25 protein-coding genes are annotated in these 25,064 nt (G+C 69.4%); 7 read left to right on the top strand and 18 right to left on the bottom strand.

Annotated elements, in window-relative coordinates; translation table 11 throughout:
* Window positions 1–8: 8 nt before the first annotated feature.
* The 10 genes from truD to FHR66_RS07080 form a co-directional block, all read right to left on the bottom strand.
* Window positions 9–1,058: a tRNA pseudouridine(13) synthase TruD gene (gene truD / locus FHR66_RS07125; protein ID WP_160964931.1), complete on the bottom strand. Its 1,050-nt coding sequence runs from the start codon at window positions 1,056–1,058 to the stop codon at window positions 9–11.
* Window positions 1,055–1,558 carry a 2-C-methyl-D-erythritol 2,4-cyclodiphosphate synthase gene (gene ispF, locus FHR66_RS07120; RefSeq protein WP_160964933.1) on the bottom strand — a complete coding sequence of 168 codons (504 nt, stop codon included), beginning with the start codon at window positions 1,556–1,558 and terminating at the stop codon, window positions 1,055–1,057. The genes truD and ispF overlap by 4 nt, the downstream gene beginning before the upstream one ends.
* 38 nt (window positions 1,559–1,596) lie before the next feature.
* Entirely contained in the window at window positions 1,597–2,067 is a 471-nt protein-coding gene (locus tag FHR66_RS07115; protein ID WP_202394545.1) for a hypothetical protein, read from the bottom strand.
* Window positions 2,067–2,765 (bottom strand): 2-C-methyl-D-erythritol 4-phosphate cytidylyltransferase, encoded by a 699-nt coding sequence (gene ispD / locus FHR66_RS07110; protein ID WP_160964935.1) that lies wholly within the window; start codon window positions 2,763–2,765, stop codon window positions 2,067–2,069. The genes FHR66_RS07115 and ispD overlap by 1 nt, the downstream gene beginning before the upstream one ends.
* A complete protein-coding gene (gene ftsB, locus FHR66_RS07105; protein WP_160964937.1) occupies window positions 2,765–3,121 on the bottom strand; it encodes a cell division protein FtsB in 357 nt (118 codons plus the stop codon). Before ftsB ends, ispD begins: the two co-directional genes overlap by 1 nt.
* A gap of 3 nt (window positions 3,122–3,124) precedes the next feature.
* Window positions 3,125–4,417: a phosphopyruvate hydratase gene (gene eno / locus FHR66_RS07100; protein ID WP_160964939.1), complete on the bottom strand. Its 1,293-nt coding sequence runs from the start codon at window positions 4,415–4,417 to the stop codon at window positions 3,125–3,127.
* An 87-nt stretch (window positions 4,418–4,504) separates the two neighbouring features.
* Entirely contained in the window at window positions 4,505–4,858 is a 354-nt protein-coding gene (locus tag FHR66_RS07095) for a hypothetical protein (RefSeq protein ID WP_237475226.1), read from the bottom strand.
* A 76-nt stretch (window positions 4,859–4,934) separates the two neighbouring features.
* Window positions 4,935–5,765 (bottom strand): 3-deoxy-8-phosphooctulonate synthase, encoded by an 831-nt coding sequence (gene kdsA / locus FHR66_RS07090; RefSeq protein ID WP_160964941.1) that lies wholly within the window; start codon window positions 5,763–5,765, stop codon window positions 4,935–4,937.
* A gap of 244 nt (window positions 5,766–6,009) precedes the next feature.
* Window positions 6,010–7,674, bottom strand: coding sequence for a CTP synthase (locus FHR66_RS07085; protein WP_019799956.1), 1,665 nt, complete (start codon window positions 7,672–7,674; stop codon window positions 6,010–6,012).
* A 137-nt stretch (window positions 7,675–7,811) separates the two neighbouring features.
* Complete coding sequence (locus FHR66_RS07080) at window positions 7,812–8,066, bottom strand: hypothetical protein (RefSeq protein ID WP_010343426.1); 255 nt, start codon at window positions 8,064–8,066, stop codon at window positions 7,812–7,814.
* A gap of 165 nt (window positions 8,067–8,231) precedes the next feature.
* Here FHR66_RS07080 and parE point away from each other — a divergent pair, with 165 nt between their 5' ends.
* A complete protein-coding gene (gene parE / locus FHR66_RS07075) occupies window positions 8,232–10,121 on the top strand; it encodes a DNA topoisomerase IV subunit B (RefSeq protein WP_160964943.1) in 1,890 nt (629 codons plus the stop codon).
* A 191-nt stretch (window positions 10,122–10,312) separates the two neighbouring features.
* Here parE and FHR66_RS07070 read toward each other — a convergent pair whose 3' ends face one another.
* Window positions 10,313–11,131, bottom strand: coding sequence for a CDP-diacylglycerol diphosphatase (locus tag FHR66_RS07070; RefSeq protein WP_237475227.1), 819 nt, complete (start codon window positions 11,129–11,131; stop codon window positions 10,313–10,315).
* Between the two features lie 207 nt (window positions 11,132–11,338).
* Here FHR66_RS07070 and FHR66_RS07065 point away from each other — a divergent pair, with 207 nt between their 5' ends.
* Complete coding sequence (locus FHR66_RS07065) at window positions 11,339–12,790, top strand: S10 family peptidase (protein ID WP_456361745.1); 1,452 nt, start codon at window positions 11,339–11,341, stop codon at window positions 12,788–12,790.
* Window positions 12,791–12,888: 98 nt separating this feature from the next.
* Here FHR66_RS07065 and FHR66_RS07060 read toward each other — a convergent pair whose 3' ends face one another.
* Entirely contained in the window at window positions 12,889–14,010 is a 1,122-nt protein-coding gene (locus FHR66_RS07060; protein ID WP_160964947.1) for an inorganic phosphate transporter, read from the bottom strand.
* Window positions 14,011–14,095: 85 nt separating this feature from the next.
* A complete protein-coding gene (locus FHR66_RS07055; protein ID WP_160964949.1) occupies window positions 14,096–14,722 on the bottom strand; it encodes a DUF47 domain-containing protein in 627 nt (208 codons plus the stop codon).
* 258 nt (window positions 14,723–14,980) lie between these two features.
* Here FHR66_RS07055 and FHR66_RS07050 point away from each other — a divergent pair, with 258 nt between their 5' ends.
* Window positions 14,981–16,324, top strand: coding sequence for a hemolysin family protein (locus FHR66_RS07050; RefSeq protein WP_160964951.1), 1,344 nt, complete (start codon window positions 14,981–14,983; stop codon window positions 16,322–16,324).
* Entirely contained in the window at window positions 16,308–16,970 is a 663-nt protein-coding gene (locus tag FHR66_RS07045) for an exopolysaccharide biosynthesis protein (RefSeq protein ID WP_160964953.1), read from the top strand. The genes FHR66_RS07050 and FHR66_RS07045 overlap by 17 nt, the downstream gene beginning before the upstream one ends.
* Window positions 16,971–17,007: 37 nt before the next feature.
* Here the strand turns inward: FHR66_RS07045 and FHR66_RS07040 are convergent, their stop codons facing one another.
* Together FHR66_RS07040 and FHR66_RS07035 are read right to left on the bottom strand one after the other, a co-directional pair.
* Entirely contained in the window at window positions 17,008–17,196 is a 189-nt protein-coding gene (locus FHR66_RS07040) for a hypothetical protein (RefSeq protein ID WP_160964955.1), read from the bottom strand.
* 199 nt (window positions 17,197–17,395) lie between these two features.
* Window positions 17,396–18,394: an LLM class flavin-dependent oxidoreductase gene (locus FHR66_RS07035; protein ID WP_160964957.1), complete on the bottom strand. Its 999-nt coding sequence runs from the start codon at window positions 18,392–18,394 to the stop codon at window positions 17,396–17,398.
* Window positions 18,395–18,813: 419 nt separating this feature from the next.
* Between FHR66_RS07035 and FHR66_RS07030 the strand changes: the two genes are divergently transcribed.
* A complete protein-coding gene (locus FHR66_RS07030) occupies window positions 18,814–19,620 on the top strand; it encodes an SDR family oxidoreductase (protein ID WP_160964959.1) in 807 nt (268 codons plus the stop codon).
* Between the two features lie 207 nt (window positions 19,621–19,827).
* Here FHR66_RS07030 and FHR66_RS07025 read toward each other — a convergent pair whose 3' ends face one another.
* On the bottom strand, window positions 19,828–20,565 hold the full coding sequence (locus FHR66_RS07025; RefSeq protein WP_160964961.1) for a sulfurtransferase: 738 nt from the start codon (window positions 20,563–20,565) through the stop codon (window positions 19,828–19,830).
* 102 nt (window positions 20,566–20,667) lie between these two features.
* On the bottom strand, window positions 20,668–21,033 hold the full coding sequence (locus tag FHR66_RS07020; RefSeq protein ID WP_160964963.1) for a DUF6164 family protein: 366 nt from the start codon (window positions 21,031–21,033) through the stop codon (window positions 20,668–20,670).
* Window positions 21,034–21,100: 67 nt separating this feature from the next.
* Between FHR66_RS07020 and FHR66_RS07015 the strand changes: the two genes are divergently transcribed.
* Both FHR66_RS07015 and FHR66_RS07010 read left to right on the top strand, forming a co-directional pair.
* The gene (locus tag FHR66_RS07015; protein WP_160964965.1) at window positions 21,101–21,544 is read left to right on the top strand and encodes an FKBP-type peptidyl-prolyl cis-trans isomerase; all 444 of its coding nucleotides are present in this window, start codon (window positions 21,101–21,103) and stop codon (window positions 21,542–21,544) included.
* Between the two features lie 13 nt (window positions 21,545–21,557).
* Window positions 21,558–22,820 carry a TIGR03862 family flavoprotein gene (locus FHR66_RS07010; RefSeq protein WP_160964967.1) on the top strand — a complete coding sequence of 421 codons (1,263 nt, stop codon included), beginning with the start codon at window positions 21,558–21,560 and terminating at the stop codon, window positions 22,818–22,820.
* Window positions 22,821–22,846: 26 nt separating this feature from the next.
* Here FHR66_RS07010 and FHR66_RS07005 read toward each other — a convergent pair whose 3' ends face one another.
* A complete protein-coding gene (locus FHR66_RS07005) occupies window positions 22,847–25,033 on the bottom strand; it encodes a diguanylate cyclase domain-containing protein (RefSeq protein WP_160964969.1) in 2,187 nt (728 codons plus the stop codon).
* Between the last annotated feature and the right edge of the window lie 31 nt (window positions 25,034–25,064).

Raw genomic sequence — 25,064 nt, 5'->3', positions numbered from 1 at the left:
TGCCGCGCTCAGGCCTCGGTGGACGCCTGCGGCGCCTCCTCGACCTGGCCGAGTTCGTGCAGCAGCGCCGTGGCGTAGCTGCCCGGCGGCAACGCGAAGCGCAGCTCCAGCGCGTCGCCCTGCCCGTCGAGCCAGCGCCACTGCAGGTCCGCCACACGCAGGCGCGTCGCCCGCCGCTCCTGTTTCAGCCCTTCGCGCTCCAGACCGTCACGCAGGCGTAGCGCGACCGCCTCGTCCAGCGCTGCCAGTTCCAGTGCACGCGCCGCCTCGGCGCTGCGCAGTTCGCCGGCGCCCCACAGCGGCGCGGACGGATGGATGTCGAAGCGCTGCAGACGTTCGGCCAGCGCCTCCGACCACGGCTCCGGACCGAACACGCTGCGGCTGCCATCGAGCATCCACACTTCGCCGTCCAGCGCGCTGTCCCAGTTGCCGGCAGCCACGCGCGCGGCCAGCACCCGATTGAACAGCTCCGAACGGGCCGCGGACAACAGCAGCGAGCGTTGCTCGCGGCGCACCCGGCGGCCACCGAACATCGCCAGCGCGGCGCCGACGTTGCCGCCGTCGCGGCCGAAGCGCTGCTCACCGAACCAGTTTGGAATCCCGCGTGCGGCGATCTGCGCCAGTCGCGCATCGATCGCCTCGCGCTCGCCGCGCACCTCGCGCAGCACCAGCACGAAGCCGTTGCCGGCCAGTGCGCCACGCGGCAGCTTGCGGTTGTGCCAGTGCGACTCCAGCACCTGCAGATCCGCGTCCTGCAGGCTCTCCAGTGCTGGCGCCACGCGCTTGGGCAGATGCACCGAGAAGCGCTGGGTAGTGACCGCATGGCGGTCCTTCATGCCGGCATAGCCGATCGCCAGTTCCGCGACTCCGGCCCACTGCGCCAGGCGGCGCGCGGCGAAGGCGGTGTTCATGCCGCGCTTGCGCACCGTCAGCAACAGGTGCTCGCCCTCGCCGCTGGGCGCGAACGCGGGCAGCTCGTCGACCTGGAAATCCTCAGCACTGCCGCGCATGCGCGCCTGCAACGGCGCGGCGCCGAACGCGCGCGGCAACTCGCTCACAGTGCCACCAACAGGGCCACGGCCTGCGCCGCGATGCCTTCGCCGCGGCCGGTGAAGCCGAGCCTCTCGCTGGTCGTTGCCTTGACGCTGACGCAGTCCAGCTCGACCTGCAGCAACGCCGCCAGGCGTTCGCGCATCGCCTGCGCGTGCGGGCCGACCTTGGGCCGTTCGCAGATCACGGTGACGTCGGCATTGCCCAGGCGCCAGCCGCGCGCATGCAGCAGGCCCACGCAGTGATCGAGGAACTGCGCGCTGTCGGCGCCCTTCCAGCGCGGATCGGACGGCGGGAAATGCTGGCCGATGTCGCCCAACGCCAGCGCGCCGAGCAAGGCATCGCAGAGGGCGTGGATCACCACGTCGCCATCGCTGTGGGCGAGCACGCCGCGCTCATGCGCCACACGGACGCCGCCGAGCATGATGTGGTCGCCCTCGCCGAAGGCATGGACGTCGTAGCCCTGGCCGATGCGGAAGGGAGGAGCGGAAAGGGAATCGTGTGACATGGGAATCCTGTTCGTGGAGCGTCGACGCTGTCTGGCGGTCAGACGCCGGGGTGCAGCGTGCGCAGGTAAACCGGCAGGGCCTCGGACGCCGGCAGCGCGTCGTCTTCCGCGTCCGCTGCGCCCCACCGCGGGTTGAGCCAGTCGGCCTGGACGATGCGCTCGGCGATCGCAGGCAACGGCGTCTGCCGGATCGGCGCACGGAACGGCAGGCGGCCGTGCGCCGACGACACCAGGCTGAAGCGCAGCTGCCGCGCCTGCCCGTCGTGCCAGCAATAGAACGTCATCGCCGGCGCACCCTGCGCGCGCAGCGTGGCCTGGCGATGCTCGGCGACCGCATCCACGAACCGCGCCACGCTCGCCACGTCGATCCCCGCGGATCGAGCGTCGCGTGGCGAGAACGCCCACAGGTTGGCCTGGGCCTCGTGCTGGATGTCGTCGCCATCGATCGCGATCGCAACGTCCGCGGCCTGCTGCAGCCAGGTCTGTCCCACCGCATCTTCGAACCGCATCAGCCGCTCTGCCGCTGGAACAGTTCGAACTCGAACCGCGCCAGGTCGGCCGGCGTGGTGACCTTGAAATTGTCCTCGGCGCCCTCGACCAGCAGCGGGCGCAGTCCCAGCAACTCCATCGCCATCGCGTCGTCGGTGACCTCGACGCCGGCCGCGGCAGCCTGCTCCAACGCGCGACTCAGCTGCATGCGCCGGAACAGTTGCGGGGTCAGCGCGCGCCACAGGCGCTCGCGTGGTTCGGTGCGGTCGATGCCGCCGTCGTCGCCGGCGCGCTTGAGCGTGTCGCGTACCGGCGCGGCCAGGATCGCGCCGACCGGATCGCCGCGCCCCGCCTCCAGCAGCCGGTCCAGGTCGGACAGCGCCAGATTCGGCCGCGCCGCATCGTGCACCAGCACGAAATCGTCCGCCTTCACCGACTCCGGCAAGGCGTGCAGCGCAGCCAGCACCGAGCCGGCACGGCTGCCGGCGCCCAGGCAGGTCAGCACCGGCTTGCCGGCCAGTTCGGTCCAGCCCGGCCACTGCGCATCGTCCACGCTCAGCGCGACCATCGCCCCGGCCACCGCCGGATGCGCGAGCAGCGCTTCCAATGCATGCGCCAGCAACGTGCGCCCGCCCGCCTGCAAATACTGCTTGGGCATCGCGCCGCCGAAACGGGTGCCGCGGCCAGCCGCTGGGACCACGGCCCAGACCGTGGCCATCAGGGTTGCTCGCTCGGCGCGGGGGGCGTCGCCTGCTCGCCCGGCACGGTGCCGGCCGAGGCCGGAGGCACCGGCGCGTTTTCGACCACGCGGTAGAACTTTTCGCCCGGTTTGATCATGCCCAGTTCGCTACGCGCGCGCTCCTCGATCGCCGCCTCGCCGTCCTTGAGATCCTTGACCTCGGCGGCGAGCGCGGCGTTGCGTTGCTGCAGTCCTTCGTTGTCGCGCTTCTGGTGCTCGACCTGACTTTCGAGCACCAGCACTTCGCCGGAATTCCCCGGACCGAGCCAGAAGCGGTACTGCAGCCACGCCAGCAGTCCCGCCAGCACCAGCAGCAGCCAGCGCCAGTTGCGCACGGCTTATCGCTTGAGCGAGACGAACGCGTCACGCCCCGCGTAGCGCGCGGCGCTGCCGAGCGCTTCCTCGATGCGCAGCAGCTGGTTGTACTTGGCCACGCGATCGCTGCGGCACAGCGAGCCGGTCTTGATCTGGGTGGCGGTGGTGGCCACGGCGATGTCGGCGATGGTGGTGTCCTCGGTCTCGCCGGAACGATGCGAGACGATGGCCGCGTAGCCGGCCTTGTCGGCCATGGCGATGGCTTCCAGGGTCTCGGTCAGGGTGCCGATCTGGTTGACCTTGATCAGGATCGCGTTGGCGGTGCCGGACTCGATGCCCTGCTTGAAGATCTTCGGGTTGGTCACGAACAGGTCGTCGCCGACCAGTTGCACCTTGCTGCCGATCCGGTCGGTGAGCAGCTTCCAGCCGGCCCAGTCGTCCTCGGCCAGGCCGTCCTCGATGCTGACGATCGGGTACTGCGCGGCCCAGTCGGCGAGGAAGTCGACGAACTGCTCGCTGGTCAGGCGCTTGCCCTCGCCCACCAGGTGGTACTTGCCGTTGTCGTAGAACTCGCTGGAGGCCACGTCCAGGCCCAGCAGCACGTCCTCACCGGCGGTGTAGCCGGCCTTGCCGATCGCTTCCAGGATGGTATCCAGCGCTTCGACGTTGCTGCGGAAGTCCGGGGCGAAGCCGCCTTCGTCGCCGACCGCAGTGGACAGGCCGTGGCCCTTCAGCACCGACTTCAGCGCGTGGAAGATCTCGGTGCCGGCGCGCAGCGCCTCGGAGAACGAGGCGGCGCCGACCGGCAGCACCATGAATTCCTGGAAATCGACGTTGTTGTCGGCATGCGCACCGCCGTTGATGATGTTCATCATCGGCACCGGCAGCGCCAGGTTGGCGGTGTTGCCCGCGGCCAGCGACTGCCACAGCGGCTGCTTGCGCGAGGCGGCGAGCGCGTGTGCATTGGCCAGCGAGACGCCGAGCAGCGCGTTGGCGCCGAGGCGGCCCTTGTTCTCGGTGCCGTCCAGGTCGATCAGGCGGCGGTCCAGGCCCTGCTGGTCGGCGGCGTCGAAGCCTTTCAGCGCGCCGGCGATGGTGGTGTTGACGTTCTCCACCGCCTTGCGCACGCCCTTGCCCAGGTAACGGGTCTTGTCGCCGTCGCGCAGCTCGACCGCTTCCTTGGTGCCGGTGGACGCGCCCGAGGGCACCGCGGCACGACCGAACGAACCGTCCTCCAGGATGACATCGGCTTCCAGCGTGGGATTGCCGCGGCTGTCGAGGATTTCACGGGCGTGGATGCTGCGGATCGTACTCATGGCGGGCCGGTTACCTGTAGGAAGAGGGGGGCGGAAACGAATGCCGACTGATTATCCCCGGCCGCCCGTTGCTTGCCAAATGCCGCATCAGCCAAGGCGCACCGCGCCCAGCGGGATCCCGCCGAGGAACAACAGGATCAGGACCAGCATCGCCAGCAGCAGGCCGGCGGCGATGCCGGCCAGGACGCGACCGCGCCGCAGCGCCCAGCCCAGTGCGGCGGCGATCAGGGTGCCGAGCGCGGCGACCGCCAGCACCAGCAGGCCGCCGACGATCCAGGGCTGCATGGCCAGGATGCCGTGATCGCCGTCGCCGGGCGCACCGATCGCGCGCCTGAACGCGAACAGCACCACGCCCAACGCCGCCCAGGCCAGCAGCGACAGCAGCAAAGCACACAGCCCCCAGGAGCGGGAGCGGATCTGGCCGCGCGGGTTCACCTGCATCCCACTGCGCCAGGACGCGTCCGGCAGGACACTTCCCGCCAGGCGTCGCACGGATGCCGCGGCTGCAACCGGGGTCTCACGCGAAGCGCGAGAACCCGTGCTTCTTGGTGACCGCGTCCAATTCCATCAGCGTTTCCAGCAACGCTTCCATCTGGTCCAGCGGCCACGCGTTGGGGCCATCGGACAGCGCCTTGGACGGATCAGGGTGGGTCTCGGCGAACAGGCCGGCCACGCCCACGGCCACCGCCGCGCGCGCCAGCACCGGCACGAACTCGCGCTGGCCACCGGAAGTGCCGCCCTGCCCGCCCGGCAACTGCACCGAATGGGTAGCGTCGAACACCACCGGGCAGCCGGTCTCGCGCATCACGCTCAGCGAGCGCATGTCGCTGACCAGGTTGTTGTAGCCGAAGCTGGCGCCGCGCTCGCAGACCATGATCTGCTCGTTGCCGGTGGACTTGGCCTTGTCCACCACCGGCTTCATGTCCCAAGGCGACAGGAACTGGCCCTTCTTGATGTTGACCGGCTTGCCGGCGGCGCACACGTTCTTGATGAAATCGGTCTGTCGCACCAGGAACGCCGGGGTCTGCAGCACGTCCACCACCGCCGCCACCTCGTGCATCGGCGTGTACTCGTGCACGTCGGTCAGCACCGGCACGCCGATCTGCGTCTTCACCGCCTCCAGCACCTTCAGCCCTTCTTCCAGGCCGGGGCCGCGGAAGCTGGTGCCGGAGGTGCGGTTGGCCTTGTCGAAGCTGGACTTGAAGATGAAGTTGATGCCCAGCCGGCCGGTGATCTCCTTGAGCCTGCCGGCGACGTCGAGCTGCAGCTGCATCGACTCGATCACGCACGGGCCGGCGATCAGGAACAGCGGCTGGTCCAGGCCAACGTCGAAGCCACACAGTTTCATTGGATCACCTATCGGTTGAGCGACGCCCAGTCGGGCGCGAGATTGGGGCGAGATTACTCCCCTCTGCCATCGGCGGGGGTCGGGGTGAGAGTCCGGGCGACACCTCGTGGAATCAAAGCCCCTCTCCCACCGGGAGAGGGGTTGGGGTGAGGGTCCGGCGAAGCCTGGGAATCAACTTCGCGAGGCTTCGCCCCGCACCCTCATCCGGCGCTGCGCGCCACCTTCTCCCGAAGGGAGAAGGAAGTTACGCGCGCGCTTCCTTCAGCAGCTTGCCGCCAGCCTTGCGCTCGCGCGCAGCCCGCACGAAGCCGATGAACAGCGGGTGGCCATCGCGCGGCGTGGAAAGGAACTCCGGGTGCGCCTGGCAGGCCAGGAACCACGGGTGCGTCTCGCGCGGCAGCTCCACCATCTCCACCAGGGTGTCGTCCATCGACTTGGCGGCGATCACCAGGCCGGCGTCCTCCAGCTGGGTGCGGTAGCGGTTGTTGAACTCGTAGCGATGGCGATGGCGCTCGGCCACCACGTCCTTGCCGTACAGCTCGCGCGCCAGCGTGCCCGGCTTGAGCCGCTGCTCCTGCAGGCCCAGGCGCATGGTGCCGCCGAGATCGGACTTCTCGTCGCGCTTCTCGACATCGCCGCTGGCGGTGCGCCATTCGGTGATCAGGCCGATCACCGGGTACGGCGACTGCCGGTCGTTCTCGGTGCTGTTGGCCGCGTCCAGCCCGGCGACATGCCGCGCATAGTCGACCACCGCCGCCTGCATGCCATAACAGATGCCGAAGTACGGCACGCCGTGCTGGCGCGCATAGCGCGAGGTCAGCACCTTGCCTTCGAAGCCGCGGTCGCCGAAGCCGCCCGGCACCAGGATGCCGTCCACGTCGGCCAGGGCCGCCATGTCGCTGCCTTCCAGGTCCTGCGCTTCCAGCCACTTCAGGTTGACCTTGGTGCGCTGGCGCAGGCCGCCATGCTTGAGCGCCTCGCCGACCGACTTGTACGCGTCCTGGTGGTCGACGTATTTGCCGACCACGGCGATGGTGACCTCGTCGAGCGGATGCTTGATCGCGTCGACCACCGCCTCCCACTCCGACAGGTTGGCCGCGCCGACCTTGTCGCGCAGCTTGAACTGCTCGATGACGATCTCGTCCAGACCCTGCCGATGCAGCTCCAGCGGCATGCCGTAGAGCACGTCGATGTCGGCGGCGCTGATCACCGCGCGCTCGGAGACGTTGGTGAACAGCGCGATCTTGCGCCGCTCCGAATCCGGGATCGCCTGCTCCGAGCGGCACAGCAGCACGTCCGGCTGGATGCCGATCGAGCGCAGTTCCTTGACCGAATGCTGGGTCGGCTTGGTCTTCAGCTCGCCGGCCGCGGCGATGTACGGCACCAGGGTCAGATGCATGAACATGGCCTTCTCGGCGCCGCGCTCGGTACGCACCTGGCGGATCGCCTCCAGGAACGGCAGCGACTCGATATCGCCGACGGTGCCGCCGATCTCGACCAGGGCCACGTCGTAGCCGGCGGTGGCTTCATCCACACAGCGACGGATCTCGTCGGTGATGTGCGGAATCACCTGCACGGTGGCGCCGAGGTAGTCGCCGCGGCGCTCCTTGCGGATCACGTTCTCGTAGATGCGCCCGGTGGTGACCGAATTCTTGCGCGACAACCGCGTGCGCACGAAGCGCTCGTAATGCCCCAGGTCCAGGTCGGTTTCGGCGCCGTCGTCGGTGACGTACACCTCGCCGTGCTGGAACGGGCTCATCGTGCCCGGGTCGACGTTGATGTAGGGGTCCAGCTTCATCATCGTGACCGACAGGCCACGTGCTTCGAGAATGGACGCAAGCGAAGCGGCCGCGATGCCCTTGCCAAGCGAGGACACTACGCCGCCGGTAACGAAGATCAGGGGGGTCATGGCTCAAAGGCCTCCCGGAAAGCCATAGTTTAACGGGTGAAGCGGATTTGCCCAAGCGCTTTCGCGCAACAGCCGCCCCACAAAAAAGCGACGCCCCGGGCGACCGGGGCGTCGTGTGCAGGAAACCGTCCGCAGGCTCAGGGCTTGCGCGCTTCCTCTTCCTCTTCCTTCTTCGGCGCGGCCGCATCCTTGCCGGCCTTGTGCTCGGCGGCCGCGGCGGCGCGGCGCTTGGCCTTGGCGTCGGCCTCGGCCTTTTCCTTGGCGACCTGCGCCTCGTAGGCGGCAGCACCGGAGGCGGCCGGGTCGGCACTCTGCGCCTGGGCCATCGCGACCGGCACGGCCACCGCGGCGGCGACCAGGGCGGCCAGGGTCAACAGCTTGCGAACGTTCATGGCGGACTCCTTTGGGACATGCGACGAAGATGTGGGCGACGTCGCGGTTTTTCCAGGGCCAGCGTAGCGCGGCGCCGCCGCACCTGCCCTGAACACCGGCGACGTGCAAAAAACCGCCGCAGACCGCACACTTCCGGATCTGCTTCGCGCCACCTGCTGAGACGCATGAATACCCGCTACAACGCCGCCGACATCGAAGTTCTCTCTGGCCTGGACCCGGTCAAGCGCCGGCCGGGCATGTACACCGACACCGCACGGCCAAACCATCTGGCGCAGGAAGTCATCGACAACGCCGTGGACGAGGCACTGGCCGGCCACGCCCGGCACATCGAGGTGACGCTGTACAAGGATGGCAGTTGCGAGGTGTCCGACGACGGCCGCGGCATGCCGGTGGACATCCACCCGGAAGAAAAGATCTCCGGCGTCGAACTGATCCTCACCCGGCTGCACGCCGGCGGCAAGTTCAGCGACCGCAACTACACCTTCAGCGGCGGCCTGCACGGCGTCGGCGTCAGCGTGGTCAATGCGCTGTCCAATCGGGTGGAACTGTTCATCAAGCGCGAAGGCAACGAGTACCGCATGGCCTTCGCCGACGGCCACCCGGCCTCCAAGCTGGAGATCGTCGGCAGCGTCGGCAAGAAGAACACCGGCACCCGGCTGCGCTTCTGGCCGGACCCGAAGTATTTCGACACGCCGAAGTTCGCGGTGCGCGCGCTGCGCCACCTGCTGCGCGCCAAGGCGGTGCTGTGTCCCGGCCTGACGGTCAAGCTGCACGACGAAGCCACCGGCGAGCAGGACACCTGGTACTTCGAGGACGGCCTGCGCGACTACCTGCGCGGCGAACTCGCCGAGCGCGAACTGCTGCCGGCCGAGCTGTTCGTCGGCAGCCTGAAGAAGGACCGCGAGATCGTCGACTGGGCGGTGGCCTGGGTGGTGGAAGGCGAGCTGGTGCAGGAAAGCTACGTTAACCTGATCCCCACCGCGCAGCACGGCACCCACGTCAACGGCCTGCGCAGCGGCCTCACCGACGCGCTGCGCGAGTTCTGCGATTTCCGCAATCTGCTGCCGCGCGGCGTGAAGCTGGCGCCGGAAGACGTGTGGGACCGCGTCGCGTTCGTGCTGTCGCTGAAGATGACCGACCCGCAGTTCAGCGGCCAGACCAAGGAACGCCTGTCCTCGCGCCAGGCCGCCGGTTTCATCGAAGGCGCTGCGCACGATGCCTTCAGCCTGTGGCTGAACCAGAACGTGGAAACCGGCACGCGCATCGCGCAGATCGCCATCGACCGCGCCAGCGCGCGGCTGAAGACCGAGAAGCAGATCGTGCGCAAGAAGGTCACCCAGGGGCCGGCGCTGCCGGGCAAGCTGGCCGACTGCATCAGCCAGGACCTGTCGCGCACCGAGCTGTTCCTGGTCGAGGGCGACTCGGCAGGCGGCAGCGCCAAGCAGGCCCGCGACAAGGATTTCCAGGCGATCCTGCCGCTGCGCGGCAAGATCCTCAATACCTGGGAAGTGGCCTCCGGCAGCGTGCTGGCCTCGGAGGAAGTGCACAACCTGGCGATCGCGATCGGCTGCGACCCAGGCAAGGAGGAGATCGACGGCCTGCGCTACGGCAAGGTGGTGATCCTGGCCGACGCCGACTCCGACGGCCTGCACATCGCGACCCTGCTGACCGCGCTGTTCCTGCGCCACTTCCCCGCCCTGGTGCGCGCCGGCCACGTGTTCGTGGCGATGCCGCCACTGTTCCGCGTGGACGTGGGCAAGCAGGTGTTCTATGCGCTGGACGAGGAAGAGAAGCGCTCGCTGCTGGACAAGATCCAGCGCGAGAAGATCAAGGGCCAGGTCAGCGTGACCCGCTTCAAGGGCCTGGGCGAGATGAATCCGCAGCAGCTGCGCGAATCCACCATCCACCCGGACACCCGGCGTCTGGTGCAACTGACCGTGGACGACGGCGACCAGACCAGCTCGCTGATGGACATGCTGCTGGCCAAGAAGCGCGCCGGCGACCGCAAGCAGTGGCTGGAGACCAAGGGCGACCTGGCGTCGCTGGAGGTCTGAGCGGCTGCAGGCGCCACGGCTGCAGGCGCCACCGCTCGCCTCCGTCGTAGGAGCGGCTTCAGCCGCGACAGGGCTTTCCCGACAACGCCGGGTCGCGGCTGAAGCCGCTCCTACGACAGGCGGCGGCAGCGAAGCTTTCGCACCAGCACGCCTGTTAGTCAGGCAACCGGCGATCGACCGCCACCGGGGGCTCAACCGTGCGCAGGCACCGCCGGCACCACGCCCGTGCAGTCGTGATCCTGCAACTGCTCCGCACCGACCCCGTCGCCGGGACGTGCAGTGGCCGCGAGCAGCACAAAGCCGGGGCGGCCATCGAAATCCGCCCCGACCACCGCCAGGGTCTGCTGCGCCATGCGCTGCTGCGGCGGCAGGCTACGCGCCAGCAGCGTCAGCGGATTCGCATCCAGTTCCTCGCCCTCCACGCGCATCGCGCGATAGGCGTGGCCGTGCAGCGGCCGCGGCAGCGGCGCCCACGCCGGGCCGATCGAGGCCCGCATTGCCTGCAGCTGATTGCGCACCTGCGGCGCCAGGCAGTCGATGTGGATGTGCAACTGGTCCTGCGAGCGCGCCGACGGCGGATTGATCGTCAGGCTGGCCAGGTCGCGCGGCAGCGGCCGGCCCAGCGCATCGGCGACCCGACTCCGCGCCTGCCAGGCCAGGCCCAGCCAGTTCGGCGCATCGGCGGAACGCGCGCGCGGATCCTCGATCCCGCTGACCGGCACGGTCGGAATCAGCAGGTACTGGTAGGCGCCGTGCAGATCCTTCATCAGGGCGTAGCGCTGACCGGGGTCGGCATGCACCTCGCTGCATGGCGCCGGATCGGCGCCGGCGCGCGCCTGCGGCAGGCAGCGCGTGCTCAGCAGCCGCCACAGGCGCTGGCGATCGTGGGCATGCGGATCGTGCGCCGCTGGCGAATCGGCCACGGGCGGCGGCGATGGCACGCTGGCGCAGCCGGCCAGCAACGCCGCCAGGAACAGGCACAGCGGCAGGCGTGAACGAAGGACAGGCATGCGCAGCGGACCGGACACGGGACGAACCGGCGATTGTAGCCAGCGCCGATGAACCGGCATGGCGCGTCCGCGCCGCCGGCGACCATGCCTTTGTGCACATCCGCGCACGCCGCGCCGCGGCCTAGCATGCCGGCTCCCTCCTGCGAGCGACCGCCCGTGCCGACCTTCCCCTCCGTGCTGCTGGCCGTGCTGCTGGCCGCGACGCCGATGACCGCGGCGCTGGCCGCCGATGCCGATGCGGCGAACGCCGACAAGGCCGACAAGCCCGCCGCCACCGAACCGGCGCCGCTGCCGGCCGACGCGCAGACCAGCCAATCCATCCAGCTCGACGGCCGCACGCTGCGCTACACGGTCAAGGTCGGCACGCTGCCGGTGAAGGACAAGCAGGGCAAGGTCGTCGCCGACGTGGTCTATACGGCCTACACCATGGACGGCAAGGACCGCCCGGTCACGTTTGCGCTCAACGGCGGCCCTGGCGCGGCCTCGGTGTACCTCAACCTGGGCGCGATCGGGCCGAAGGTGGTGGCGTTCGGCAGCGAGGGCGACAGCGCCTCGGCGCCGGCGCAACTGCGCGACAACCCCGGCACCTGGCTGGACTTCACCGACCTGGTGTTCATCGATCCGGTCGGGACCGGCTTCAGCCGCTCGCGCGTGCCCGACGAGCAGGCCAAGAAGCAGTTCTACAATCCGCAGGCCGACATCGAATACCTCTCGCGCACCATCTACGACTGGCTGCTGAAGAACCAGCGCCTGCAATCGCGCAAGTATCTGGTCGGCGAAAGCTACGGCGGCTTCCGCGGCCCGCGCATCACCCACTACCTGCAGACCAAGCTGGGCGTGGCGATGAACGGCGTGGTGCTGGTCTCGCCGTATCTGAACCCGACCCTGGACGACAACGGCGACGTCTCGCCGCTGCCGTGGATGCTGACCCTGCCCTCGATCGCGGCCGCGCGCCTGGAGCGCGAGGGCAAGCTGACCCCGGAGGCGATGCGCCAGGTGATCGACTACACCCGCGGCGATTACGTCACCGCGCTGCTGCGCGGGCGTTCCGACCCGGCTGGCACCACCCGCATGATCCAGCAGGTGACCGCGATGACCGGCCTGGATCCGGCCTTCGTGCGCCGCGCCGGCGGCCGCCTGGAGACCCAGGCCTATCTGCGCGAAGTGTTCCGCGACAAGGGCGAACTGGGCAGCCGCTACGACTCCAACGTCACCGCCTTCGATCCGTTCCCCAACGCCCCCGAGCAGCGCGCCAACGACCCGCTGCTGGACAGCATCATCGCCCCCACCACCACCGCGATGGTCGATTTCGTGACCCGCGTGGTCGGCTGGAAGGTCGACGCCCGCTACCAGGCGCTGAACTACGACGTGAACCGGCTGTGGGACTGGGACGACGAACTGCGCAAGGGCTCGGTGACCGAACTGCGCCAGTCGGTGGCGATCGACCCGAAACTGCGGGTGCTGATCGTGCACGGCTGGAACGACCTGTCGTGCCCGTTCATGGGCTCGGTGCTGACCGTGGACCAGATGCCGGTGATGGGCAACGACCCGACCCGCGTGCAGGTCAAGAACTACCCCGGCGGCCACATGTTCTACAACCGCGCCGACAGCCAGCGCGCGCTGCGCCAGGACGTGATGGCGATGTATCGAGCCAACTAGCGGGGATTCGGCATTGGGGATTCGGGATTGGCAAGAGCGGGCTTCCGGCGCGCGCCGGACCTGCTTCTACGAATCCCTAATCCCGACTCCCCAATCCCTCACGTCCAACCGAACAGCGCAAACCCGCGGAAAATCAGGTACGCCACGCCGGCAGCGGCCGGAATGGTCAGGATCCAGGCCCAGACGATGCGCTCGATGACGCCGAAGCGCAGCGAGCGCGGGTTCTTGGCGAAGCCCACGCCCATGATCGCGGTGGAGATGCTGTGGGTGGTGGACACCGGCATGCCGAAGTGCGCGGCCAGGGTCAGGATCGTGGCCGAGCTGGTCTCCGCGGCGAAACCGTGGATCGGGTGCAGCTTGACCATCTTGTGGCCCAGGGTCTTGATGATCTTCCAGCCGCCGGAGGCAGTGCCGGCGGCCATCACCACCGCGCAGGTCAGCACGATCCAGGTGGCGATGCCCTGCCCCTGACTGGCGCTCGGATGCAGGAACCCCAGCCACGACGGCAGCTCGTCCAGGGCGCCGGTGCTCTGCGCGCCGACCAGGGTCATGGCGATGATGCCCATGGTCTTCTGCGCGTCGTTGTGGCCGTGCGCGTAGCCCATGTATGCGGCCGAGGCGATCTGCGCCTTGCCGAAAAAGGCGTTGACCCAGCGCGGCCGCGCCAGCCGCCCGAGTCGGCCGCCCAGCTTCGCCAGGCCGGCGATCGCCGCCCACAGCAACAGCATCACCGCGATGCCGAGCAGGAAGCCGGCGATCGGCGAGGTCACCATCGGCACGAACACCTTCCACAGCAGGCCCTTGTTCTTGGCCCAGTCGCCGACGTTCTGCGACCAGATCAGCGCGCCCCAGTTGTTGTGCGCGGCAGCCAGGCCGGCGCCGCACAGCCCGCCGATCAGCGCGTGCGAGGACGAGGACGGCAGGCCTTTCCACCAGGTGATCAGGTTCCAGACGATGCCGCCGAGCAGCGCGCACAGCACCACCTGCGGAGTCACCGCGACCACGTCGGTGTTGAGCAGGCCGGAGGCGATGGTCATCGCCACCGCGGTGCCGGTCAGCGCGCCGACCAGGTTCATCGCCGCGGCCAGCATCACCGCCCAGCCGGGGCTGAGGACCTTGGTGGCGACCACCGTGGCGATCGAGTTGGCGGTGTCGTGGAAGCCGTTGATGAACTCGAACACCAGCGCCGCCAGGATCACGATCAGGACCAGGGTCAGCATCGGCGATCCTCCCCGCCTGGGACGGCGACAGCCGGCGCGCGCAGGGCGCCGCGGCCGCGCAGGCAGCAACTCCGCAACGCGTCCATCAGGAGTTCTTCAGCACGATCTGGTAGACCACCACGCCGGCCTCGCGGCAGCGGTCGATGGCCTTCTCCAGGATTTCGAAGAACTCCTTGAGCAGGAACATCTGCAGGTTGTCCAGGCGCCCGGAGTAGATGTCGCGGTACAGCTCCAGCATCAGCCGGTCGGCCTCGTTCTCCAGCGAGCGCAGCTTGTCGTTGAGCGCGCTCATCCGGTCAAGATTCATGTTGCGCAGGTCGTGGACCATGTCCACCACCACCGCCGCGGCCTGCTCCAGCATCGCCGCACGCGGTGCGAAGTCGATGTGCTCCAGGTGCTGGATCGCCAGCGAGTAGCGATCGGCGAACTTCTCCACCTGCTTGGGAATCTTGTACAGCGCCGAGCCCAGCGCCTCGATGTCCTCGCGCTCGATCGGGGTCATGAAGCTGTCCACCAGCGCCTGGCCGATCTTGTCGGAGGCCGCACGCTCGCGCAGGCGCGCCAGCTTGAAGCCGTCCAGCGCCGGCTGCCGGTCGGACTCGCGCATCATCGCGTGCAGGGCCTTGGTGCTGTCGTAGGCGGCCTGCGCCGCCTCGTCGAGCAGGGTGTAGAACTGCTTGCCGGAACCGAAGATGGTCTGCAACGAAAACATGCAACGCGCTTCCCGCCGTCGCGGGAAGGACGGCACTGGGGCGGAATTATGACTGTTTGCTGACACCTGCGGGTAGTCGCGGCCGGTTACAGGGGCTGCGGGCGTGGGCGCGGCGTGGAAGCGGCGCCCTGCGGGGTTTGTTACCATCCCAGCCGCGCCCTTCGTGGGTGCACCCTATGGACGACCACCCTAGCCCCCCTCCCCCGCGCCGCAACGGCGCCCATGTCCCCGCTTTCCTTGGCGCCAAGGAGCGCGCGCATGCTTGAACTATTGATCGTGGCAGCCCTGGTGCTGCTGAACGGTTTCTTCGCGATGTCCGAGATGTCGCTGATGACCTCGCGCAAGAGCCGGCTGAAGCAGATGGCCCAGTCCAGCACGCGTGCGGCCAAGGCGCTGGCGCTGGCCGAGAACCCCGAGCACTTCCTGTCCACCGTGCAGATCGGCATCACCGCGATCGGCATCCTGACCGGTGTGTTCGGCGGCGAGGCCATCGGCGTGGCGATCGCGACCAAGTTGCAGGCGCTGTTCCCGGCGCTGGCAGCCAACTTCACCCTGTTCGGCGATCCGCAGCCCTGGTCGGCGCTGATCGGCAAGACCCTGGCGATCGTGCTGATCACCTTCATGACGCTGATCTTCGGCGAACTGGTACCCAAACGCCTGGCGCTGACCCGTTCGGAAACCATCGCCAGCTTCGTCGCGGTGCCCATGGGCTGGCTGGCCTGGATTGCCGCGCCGTTCGTGTGGGTGCTGTCGCGCTCGACCCGGCTGGTGCTGCGCCTGTTCGGCCTGGGCAAGGAGCAATCGGCCTCGGTGACCGAAGAGGAGATCCGCATGATGGTGGCCGAGAGCCACGAGGCCGGCGTGATCGACGCACACGAGCGCGACATGATGAACCGGGTCATGCGCCTGGGCGACCGTACCGCCGACAGCCTGATGACCCCGCGCAACCGCATCGCCTGGCTCGACGCCAACGCCGAGCCGCAGCGCAACTTCCAGACCATGCGCGAGCACGAGTTCTCGCGCTACCCGGTGTACCGCGGCAGCGACCAGGACATCGCCGGCGTGCTGGAGGTGAAATCCCTGGTCACGCGCATGGACGGCGACGCTACCCAGCTGTTCCAGAGCCTGCGCGACACCTTGTTCGTGTCCGAGTCCACCCATGCGATGAAGCTGCTGGAGATCTTCCGCGAGGAGCAGCAGTCGATGGCGCTGGTGGTGGACGAATACGGCGAGATCCAGGGCCTGGTGACGATCAGCGACCTGATGGGCGCGGTGGTCGGCCGCCTGCAGTCGGCCGACAACGCCGACGAGGACGCGCTGGTGGTGACCCGCGCCGACGGCTCGCTGCTGATCGACGGCTCGCTGGCCATCGAGGACCTGCGCGAACTGCTGGGCGGCGCCGAACTGCCCAGCGCCGAGGAAGGCGACTACAACACCCTGGCCGGCCTGTGCATCTACTACTTCGGGCGCATCCCGCACGCCGGCGAGTTCTTCGACTGGGCCGGCTGGCGCATCGAGATCGTCGACCTGGACGGCGCGCGCGTGGACAAGCTGCTGCTGCGCAAGCTGCAGGACGAGAACAGTGATGACATCACCGGGTGACGCACCCGGCGGTGAGCCGCACGAGCGCGACCACGGCTACAGCGCCGAGGGCATCCGCACCCTGCTCGACACCTTCGTCCTCGGAGATCCCGAGGAGCACCTGCGGCTGCGGCTGATCCTCGCCGATCTGCAGCAGAGCGCGTTCGGCGTGTTCCTGTTCGTGGCGATCCTGCCGGCGTTCCTGCCGGTGCCGGGCCTGGCCGGCGGCATCAGCGGGCCGCTGGTGACGCTGATCGGCCTTCAGATGTTGATCGGGCTGCGCAAGCCGTGGCTGCCGCGCTTCATCGGCGAGCGCGGGCCGCGCCGCCGCACCATGCAGCGCTTCGTGGGCCGCATCGCGCCGTGGCTGCGACGCCTGGACCGGCTGCTCAAGCCACGCCTGTCGGTGCTGGTCGACACGCTGCCGGCGCGCGCCTTCAGCGGACTGTTGCTGATCGTGCTGGGAATCCTGCTGTCGCTGCCGATCCCGTTCACCAACTACGCCTTCGGCGCGATGCTGCTGCTGTTCGCGCTGGCGTTGCTGGAGCGCGACGGTGGGTTGATGCTGCTGTCGTGGCTGGGCAGCATCGCCGTGGCGCTGAGTCTGGGATTGGCCTCGGACCAGGTGGTCGACCTGGGCCGGGAGTGGATGCAGAAGCTGCGCTGATCGCGCGACGGCAGCGGCGCTGGTCCGCTTGCCTGCCTCACCTCACCAGCGACAGTTCTGCATCGCTGGCGAACACGTTGCGCATATGCGACGGACGCGGCGATGTGGCCTGCGTCGTACGCTCGGTCGCGCGGCTGCGCGCGCGCTCCAGATACTTGCTCATCTGTTGCAAGGCTGCTTCCAGCCCGCACTCATGCACCGGCGCCTTCGGATGCTGTGCGTTCATTACTGCCCCCTGTTCTACGTCGTTGTCCGGCCATGTTTTCGGGCCGAGCGCCACGCTGATGCGCGACGTGGAGCGATGACATACCGGGGAAAATCAAGAGCTCGTGAAACCCGCACATGATGTGATGCATATCAATGCAAATCCAGCACTCCTCGCGGGAGTGCGTCTGCGCTCGTAGACACGCGCGCAGACGCGCGCATCAGGCGGCCGCAGCGACCTGCGTCCAGGCGTCCGCCGCCAACTGGAACGAGCGCAAGCGCGCGGCGTGATCGTGGATGTTCGCGGTCAACAGCAACTCGTCCGGACGGTGCCGCGCGACGAAGTCGGACAGGCCCTGCGCGACCGTATCGGCATCGCCGAGCACGGTGCAGGCCAGCGCGCGTTCCACGCCCGCCTTCTCGTGCGGTGCCCAGAACGCCTCGATGTCGTCGATCGGCGGCGGAATCAATCCGGGGCGGCCACGGCGCAGGTTGACGAAGCTCTGCTGCTGGGTGGTGAACAGGCGCCGCGCCTCGGCCGTGGACGCGGCGGCCACCACGTTCAAGGCCAGCACCGCATACGGTGCCTGCAGCCGCGCCGAGGCACGGAACTCGCGGCGATACACCGCCAGCGCCTCGTCCATCGCGTCCGGGGCGAAATGCGAGGCGAAGGCAAACGGCAGCCCCATCGCGGCGGCCAGGCGCGCGCTGAACAGGCTGGAGCCGAGCAGCCACACCGGCACCTCAATGCCGGCGCCCGGCACGGCGCGCACCAGTTGCCCGTCCACCGCCGGCTCGAAGTAGCGCAGCAGTTCGGCCACGTCATGCGGAAACTGGTCGGCGCTGTCGAAGTAACGGCGCAACGCGCGCGCGGTTGCCTGGTCGGTGCCGGGCGCGCGGCCCAGGCCCAGGTCGATGCGGCCGGGATACAGCGAGGCCAGGGTGCCGAACTGTTCGGCCACCTGCAGCGGCGCGTGGTTCGGCAGCATGATGCCGCCGGCGCCGACGCGGATACGCTTGGTGCCGCCGGCCACATGTCCGATCAGCACCGCGGTGGCGGCGCTGGCGATGCCGGGCATGTTGTGATGCTCGGCCAGCCAGTACCGGTGGTAGCCCCAGCGTTCGGCGTGCTGGGCCAGGTCTAGCATGTTGGCGAAGGCGCCGGCGGTGTCGCTGCCTTCGCAGACCGGGGCCAGGTCGAGGATGGAGATCGGCATCATGGTGAGGCGTTTTCCTGCAGGCGATGCGATCGAAGTGGGGACGCCGGCCGCCGATTGCAGCGGTCGCGACCGGAACGCTGATTTGCGCTGGGTGTGGGTGTGGATGGGGAAGGATGCTTGGCTGGCGGCCGTACCCTCACCCCCAACCCCTCTCCCGAGGGGAGAGGGGCTTTGGCTTCTCCCTTCTCCCCTCGGGACCATGGCCCCCTTTTCGGGGGAAGGTGCCCCGCAGGGGCGGATGAGGGTACGGGCGAAGCCTCGCATTGTCAGATCCGCTCGGACGCTCCGCGCTCCGTACCCTCACCCCAGCCCCTCTCCCGGCGGGAGAGGGGCGTTGGCTGCTTGCATTACCGCGCTACCACACGGGTTGCACGGCGCGCTGGCTACGCTGGCGACCCCGCCCTCGCCTGGTCACCGCCATGTCGCTGATTCCGCCGCCCGCCCCTGTCCCCGCTTTGCCCTTGCGCGACCGTGTGGTGCTGGTCACCGGCGGCGCCCAGGGCATCGGCCGCGGCGTGGTGCAGGCAGTGCTGGCCGCTGGCGGCAAGGTCGCGTTCTGCGATCTCGACGCCGATGCCGGGCGCGCCTGCGTGGCCGAGCTAGACGCCGGCGAACGCCTGCTGTTCCGCCGCGTAGACGTGGCCGCCGAAGCCAGCGTGCGCCGCTTCATCGATGCCGCGTTGGCCCGGTTCGGTCGCATCGACGGGCTGGTCAACAACGCCGGCATCGCCGATCCGCACACCGGACCGCTGGAGCGGCTGTCGCTGCGCGAATGGAACCGACGGCTCGGGGCGAGCCTGGGCGGCGCGTTCCTGTGCAGCAAGCACGCCCTGCCGGCGCTGCGCGACAGCCGCGACGGCGGCGCCATCGTCAACATCGCCTCCACCCGCGCGCAGCAGTCCGAACCGGACACCGAGGCCTACGCCGCGTCCAAGGGCGGACTGGTGGCCTTCACCCACGCACTGGCGATCAGCGCCGGGCCGGCAGTACGGGTCAACTGCATCAGCCCCGGCTGGATCGCCACCGACGCCTGGCGCAAGCCGAACGCGCGACGCACGCCCAAACTGTCGCGGCAGGATCATGCGCAACACCCGGCCGGGCGGGTGGGCACGCCGCCGGACATCGGCGCGCTGGCGGTCTATCTGCTGTCGGCACAGGCCGGCTTCATCACCGGCCAGGAGTTCGTGGTCGATGGTGGGATGACGCGGAAGATGCAGTACGCCTGACGGCGTGGGGATTGGGGAGTCGCTAAAGCGCTGGGATTGGGGAGTCGGGATTGGGGATTCGCTGGAGCGGATTCCTTATGAGGCTTCGAGGAGAGCGGCGGCACGCAGCGAGCCGAAACCCAACTCACACGTGGGTGACTTTCGGTCAGTCGCGAGGCATCCCGGCGTTTGCCAATCCCCACTCCCGACTCCCCAATCCCGCGACGATCAGCCGCCCACCAGCGGCCGCAACTGCGGATCCAGCGCCACGCGCTCGTCGAAGACGAAGCAGCGGCCATCGTAGCCTTCGCCGCCCACCTCCTCGAAGTAGCCGAGGATGCCGCCGTCCAGTTGCAGTACGTTGTCCATGCCATCGGCGCGCATCCACAGCGCCGCTTTTTCGCAGCGAATGCCGCCGGTGCAGAAGCTGACCACGGTGGCGTCGGTCAACGCCGCACGATGCGGGGCCAGCGCTTCCGGCAGGTCGGTGAACTTGACGATCGGCAAGGTCAGCGCACCGGCGAAGGTGCCGTAGACCACTTCCTGCGTGTTGCGCGTGTCCAGCAGCACCACGCGCCGGCCGGCGTCGTCGTGACCCTGGCGCAGCCAGCGCTGCAGCGTGGCCGGCGCCACCGCCGGCGCGCGCGCCGCGTCCAGTGGCGAGGCGGCGGCGCGGCGAAAGCTGATGATCTCCGGCTTGACCTTGACCTTCAGCCGCGCGAACGGCTGCTGGGCGCTGGGGCTGGTCTTGATCCGCAGATCGGCGAAGCGCGGGTCGGCGCGCAGTTGCGCGTAAAAGGCGTCGATCGCCTCTGCCGCGCCGGCCAGGAACAGGTTGATGCCCTCGCCCGCCACCAGGATCGTGCCGCGCAGGTCGCCGTCCTGCGCCCAGGCGTGCAATTGCGCGGCGAGCGCGTCGGGGTCGGCAATGGCGACGAAGTGATAGGCAGCGGTGTTGGCGATCATCGGCGCATTTTAGGGCCTGCGACGCGCGACCGCTGCAGTGACAGCTCCGCCACTGTTGCGCGTCGGCGAAGCGCGCCGATGCGTCGCCCCACAGCGCCGCCGCTAGCCGCGCAACAGCAGGAACGGCAGCAGCACCAGCGAGGCGATCAACAGCATGCCCAACAGCGTCGCCAGCACGAACAGCGGGCGCTGCCGCAGCAGGCTGGCGAAGGTCTCCGCACTGCCATCGCGCAGCGCGGCGGCGCGCTCGGCACGGGCACGTTCGCCGCGTCGGGCCTGGTAGTCGACCAGCAGCGCCTTGGCCCGCGGCTGCTCGGCGTCCTCGCGCAGCCAGATGCCGCCGGCGGAAATGCCGAAGGTACCGGCGCGGGTTTCGTAGTAGCCGATGCCGGCGTCGTCGAGCAGCGCGCAGACCTCGGCGCGTTCGTCGTCGGGCACGTGACGCAGATTGAGCAGCAGTTTGGCCATGCGCCGCATGATAGCCGCTGCGGCGATGCGCTACCCTTGCACGCCCTGCCCGCCGTGGACGTCCCGCATGCGCCGAATCCTGCTGCTGTTGAGCCTGTCGTTGCCGGCGTGGCTGCTGAGCGGCTGCACGCCGCCGGGTCCGCCGCCCGGTGGCAGCATCGCCGCCTTCCAGGCCACCGACGAGCGCGTCGGCGACGGCGCCGAAGCGCGTCCCGGCAGCCGGGTCACCGTGCACTACACCGGCTGGCTGTACGACGAGCACGCCAAGGACAAGCGCGGCGAGAAATTCGATGCCTCCGCCGACCACGGCCAGCCCTTCAGCTTCGTGCTCGGCGCCGGCCAGGTGATCCGCGGCTGGGACGAGGGCGTGGCCGGCATGCGCGTGGGCGGCAAGCGCCTGCTGATGCTGCCGTCGGACTACGGCTACGGCGCCAACGGTGCCGGCGGGGTGATCCCGCCGGGCGCCTCGCTGGTGTTCGAAGTCGAACTGCTCGATGTCCAGCCGCGTTGAGCCGCACCCGCGCATGTCCGCTGCCAAACACGCCGCGCCGGTGCGCGGCCGACTCGTCATCGTCGGCGGCGGCCCGGCCGGGCTGATCGCCGCCGAGACCGCGCGCGCCGCCGGCGCCGAGGTCGATGTGTACGAGGCCAAGGGCTCGGTGGGACGCAAGTTCCTGATCGCCGGCAAGGGCGGCCTCAACCTGACCCACTCCGATCCGTTCGAGCGCTTCGTCGCGCGCTATCGCGAACGTGCGACGGCGGTCGGCGACTGGCTGGCCGAGTTCGATGCCGACGCGCTGCGCGCCTGGGCGCAGGCGCAGGGCGTGGAGACCTATGTCGGCAGCTCCGGGCGGGTGTTCCCGCTGGACCGCAAGGCGGCGCCGCTGCTGCGCGGCTGGGTGCGGCGGCTGAAGGATGCCGGCGTGCGCTTCCACGTGCAGCAGCGCTGGCTGGGCTGGGACGCGGACGGCGCGCTGCGCTTCGCTGGCGCCGACGGCGAGCAGCGCGTCCAGGCCGAGGCCTGTGTGCTGGCGCTGGGTGGCGGCAGCTGGCCGCAACTCGGATCCGACGGCGCCTGGCAGGACACGCTGCGCGCGCGCGGCGTGGAAGTGGCGCCGCTGCAGCCGGCCAACTGCGGTTTCGACGTGGACTGGAGCACGCATTTCCGCGAACGCCACGCCGGCGCGCCGCTGAAGCCGGTGGTCGCGCACTGGCACGATGCGCAGGGCCAGGCGCAGTCGCTGCAGGGCGAATGCGTGGTCGGCGAACACGGCATCGAGGGCAGCCTGATCTATGCGCTGGCCGCGGATCTGCGCGAGGCCATCGCCGCACACGGCCCGACCACGCTGTGGCTGGACCTGGCACCCGGCCGCGACCTGCCGCGGCTGCAAGCCGAACTGGGCAAGCCGCGCGGCGGCCGCAGCTTCGGCGAGCATCTGCGCCGCCAGGCCGGTATCGACGGGGTCAAGGCAGCCCTGCTGTTCGAGATCCTCGGCAGGCAGGCCGGCCAGGATCCAGCGCTGGCCGCGGCCACGCTCAAGCGCCTGCCGCTGACCCTGCAGCGTCCGCGCCCGCTGGCCGAGGCGATCAGCAGCGCCGGCGGCGTGCGCCTGGAGGCGCTGGATGCGCAGCTGATGCTACGGGCCCTGCCGGGCACCTTCTGCGCCGGCGAAATGCTCGACTGGGAAGCGCCGACCGGCGGCTACCTGCTCACCGCGTGCTTCGCCAGCGGCGTGCGCGCCGGGCGCGGCGCGGTGACCTGGCTGCAGCGCCACGCCGCGCACTGACGTCCGGTACGCGCGGCACGCGACGCTCAGAGCACCGCGATCTGCACCCGCGCCTGCGGATCGCGCTTGGCCACGTACATGGCCTCGTCGGCGCGCTGAGTGAGCAGGACCGGGTCGAAGCCGGGCCCGGCCTGCACGGCGATGCCGATGCTCGGCTGCAGCGGCAGATGCCGGCCGCTGACCACGCAGCCACCCGCGCACGCCTCCATGATTCGCGCCGCGGCAGCCAGCACTTCGTGTTTGGCGTCGGCCAGCCCTTCCAGCAGGACCACGAACTCGTCGCCGCCCAGCCGGGCGATGCTGTCCTGCCCGCGCAGGCAGCGCTGCAGCAGCCGCGCGAAGTGCACCAGCAGCGCGTCGCCGACGTGGTGACCGAAACGGTCGTTGACGCTCTTGAAGTCGTTCAGATCCAGGAACATCACCGCCACCTGGCCCTGGCTGCGGTGCTCGTTCATGCGCCGCCGCAGGGTCTGGTTCCAGGCCATCCGGTTCGGCAGTCCGGTCAGTTCGTCGCGCAGCGCACGCTCTTCCAGCAAACGCGCCAGCCGGGTCTGCCCGGTGATGTCGCTGATCATCAGGTGCAGGCCGACCCGCTGCGGCGCCAGCGCCACGTCCGGGATCAGGCTGAAATGCATGATCCGCAGGGCATCGGCGGCATCGCACAGTTCGGCATCGAACTGCGCCGGCTCGCCCTGCAGCGCCGCCGGCAGATGCGGTTGCAGCAAGGCCAGTTGCTGCGGGTCCAGCACCTCGTGCAGGGGACGGCCGACGATGTGCTCCGGCGCCAGCGCGAACCACTCCGCATACGGCCGGTTGACGAACTGGTAACGCAAGTCGCGGTCGAGGTAGGCGATCAGCGCCGGCGCGTTGTCGGCGATGGTGCGCAGTTGCGCCTCGCTGTCGCGCAGGCGGTGCTCGGCCAGGTGCTGCTCGGTGATGTCCTGGACATGGGTGACCAGATGCAACGGACGGCCCTGCTCGTCGCGCACCAGCGAGACCGCCAGGCGTGCACGTACGGTATGGCCGTCGCGGTGGCGGTAGCGCTTTTCGACGCGGAAGTCGCTGCACTGCCCGCTGCGCAACGCCACCGCCCGTTGCATGTCCTCGGCGAGATCGTCCGGATGGGTCAGATCCTGGAAACGTAATTCCAGCAACTCCGCACGGCTGTAGCCAAGCATCGCGCACAAGGCGTCGTTGACATCCAGCCAGCGCCCTTCCAACGATACCAGCGCCATGCCATGCGCGGCCGCCGAGAACGCGCCGGAGAACCGCTGCCCGGCCAGCAGCGCGGCCTGCGTCGCCGCCCGTTCGGCGCTGACATCGCGTATCACGCAGACCGCGCCCAGGCTGCGGACACCGCCGCCTTCCAGCCGTTCCGCATTGCACAGCACGCTACGTGGCGCCTGCCCCTTGGCGGCGATCACGATTTCCGCATCGCGCACCGATTCGCCGCGCCAGGCGCGGAACAGCGGCACCTCCTCGCGGGACAGTGGGCGCTTGCCGCTGGCGTCGAACAGATCGAAATACTGCGACCACTGCTCGGGCGGCAAGGCGCGCGGATCGGCCCCGTGCCAGTGACGCGCCACCTGGTTGAACTCGCCCAGGGTGCCATCGGCCAGGCACGACACCACGCCATCGGGCATGGTCTCCAGCAGCATGCTCAGGGTCCTGGCCTGCTCGTGGGCGATGCGCGCGTCGCGGCGCGCCTCCAGTTGCGCGGTGACCTGCCTGGCCAGCCGCTGCAGCCCTTCGCGCTGGCGCGCGTCCAGTTGCCGCGGACGGATGTCGATCACGCACAGGGTGCCATAGCTGTGGCCTTGGTCGCCGACCAGCGGCATGCCGGCATAGAAGCGCAGGTGCGGCGCCCCGCCCACCAGCGGATTGCCGGCGAAGCGCGGGTCCAGCGTGGTGTCGGGGATCTCCAGCAATTGCGGCGACAGCAAGGCATAGGTGCAAAAGGCCAGCTCGCGGGGATAGCCGGTGGTGCCGGCGGGCAGGCCGCAACTGGCCTTGAGCCATTGCCGGCGTTCGTCGATCAGCGAGACCAGCGCGATCGGCGCCTCGCACAGCTGGCTGGTCAGCCAGATCAGGTCGTCGAACGCCGGCTCCTGCGGGGTATCCAGCATTCCCAGCTCGGCCAGCGCACGCAGGCGCCCCGCTTCGTCGGCAGGCAACGGCACGGGGGCCGGGTCGGGGACCGAGGGTCGGTTCATGCGCGGCACCAAGGAAGGTTCCCGCACGATA

This window comes from Xanthomonas sp. F4, assembly GCF_011761895.1.
This window is presented reverse-complemented; position numbering and strand designations above follow the sequence as displayed.

Bases quoted from the DNA above. Each gene is read 5' to 3' on its own strand.
- FHR66_RS07115 (WP_202394545.1), bottom strand. From the start codon at position 2,067: ATGCGGTTCGAAGATGCGGTGGGACAGACCTGGCTGCAGCAGGCCGCG.
- FHR66_RS07005 (WP_160964969.1), bottom strand. From the start codon at position 25,033: ATGAACCGACCCTCGGTCCCCGACCCGGCCCCCGTGCCGTTGCCTGCC.
- FHR66_RS07050 (WP_160964951.1), top strand. From the start codon at position 14,981: ATGCTTGAACTATTGATCGTGGCAGCCCTGGTGCTGCTGAACGGTTTC.
- FHR66_RS07095 (WP_237475226.1), bottom strand. From the start codon at position 4,858: ATGCAGGTGAACCCGCGCGGCCAGATCCGCTCCCGCTCCTGGGGGCTG.
- parE (WP_160964943.1), top strand. From the start codon at position 8,232: ATGAATACCCGCTACAACGCCGCCGACATCGAAGTTCTCTCTGGCCTG.
- FHR66_RS07020 (WP_160964963.1), bottom strand. From the start codon at position 21,033: ATGGCCAAACTGCTGCTCAATCTGCGTCACGTGCCCGACGACGAACGC.
- FHR66_RS07065 (WP_456361745.1), top strand. From the start codon at position 11,339: ATGACCGCGGCGCTGGCCGCCGATGCCGATGCGGCGAACGCCGACAAG.
- FHR66_RS07030 (WP_160964959.1), top strand. From the start codon at position 18,814: ATGTCGCTGATTCCGCCGCCCGCCCCTGTCCCCGCTTTGCCCTTGCGC.
- ispD (WP_160964935.1), bottom strand. From the start codon at position 2,765: ATGGCCACGGTCTGGGCCGTGGTCCCAGCGGCTGGCCGCGGCACCCGT.
- FHR66_RS07035 (WP_160964957.1), bottom strand. From the start codon at position 18,394: ATGATGCCGATCTCCATCCTCGACCTGGCCCCGGTCTGCGAAGGCAGC.
- FHR66_RS07025 (WP_160964961.1), bottom strand. From the start codon at position 20,565: ATGATCGCCAACACCGCTGCCTATCACTTCGTCGCCATTGCCGACCCC.
- FHR66_RS07085 (WP_019799956.1), bottom strand. From the start codon at position 7,674: ATGACCCCCCTGATCTTCGTTACCGGCGGCGTAGTGTCCTCGCTTGGC.
- FHR66_RS07045 (WP_160964953.1), top strand. From the start codon at position 16,308: ATGACATCACCGGGTGACGCACCCGGCGGTGAGCCGCACGAGCGCGAC.
- eno (WP_160964939.1), bottom strand. From the start codon at position 4,417: ATGAGTACGATCCGCAGCATCCACGCCCGTGAAATCCTCGACAGCCGC.
- FHR66_RS07070 (WP_237475227.1), bottom strand. From the start codon at position 11,131: ATGCCTGTCCTTCGTTCACGCCTGCCGCTGTGCCTGTTCCTGGCGGCG.
- FHR66_RS07055 (WP_160964949.1), bottom strand. From the start codon at position 14,722: ATGTTTTCGTTGCAGACCATCTTCGGTTCCGGCAAGCAGTTCTACACC.
- FHR66_RS07060 (WP_160964947.1), bottom strand. From the start codon at position 14,010: ATGCTGACCCTGGTCCTGATCGTGATCCTGGCGGCGCTGGTGTTCGAG.
- FHR66_RS07015 (WP_160964965.1), top strand. From the start codon at position 21,101: ATGCGCCGAATCCTGCTGCTGTTGAGCCTGTCGTTGCCGGCGTGGCTG.
- FHR66_RS07080 (WP_010343426.1), bottom strand. From the start codon at position 8,066: ATGAACGTTCGCAAGCTGTTGACCCTGGCCGCCCTGGTCGCCGCCGCG.
- kdsA (WP_160964941.1), bottom strand. From the start codon at position 5,765: ATGAAACTGTGTGGCTTCGACGTTGGCCTGGACCAGCCGCTGTTCCTG.
- ispF (WP_160964933.1), bottom strand. From the start codon at position 1,558: ATGTCACACGATTCCCTTTCCGCTCCTCCCTTCCGCATCGGCCAGGGC.
- FHR66_RS07010 (WP_160964967.1), top strand. From the start codon at position 21,558: ATGTCCGCTGCCAAACACGCCGCGCCGGTGCGCGGCCGACTCGTCATC.
- FHR66_RS07040 (WP_160964955.1), bottom strand. From the start codon at position 17,196: ATGAACGCACAGCATCCGAAGGCGCCGGTGCATGAGTGCGGGCTGGAA.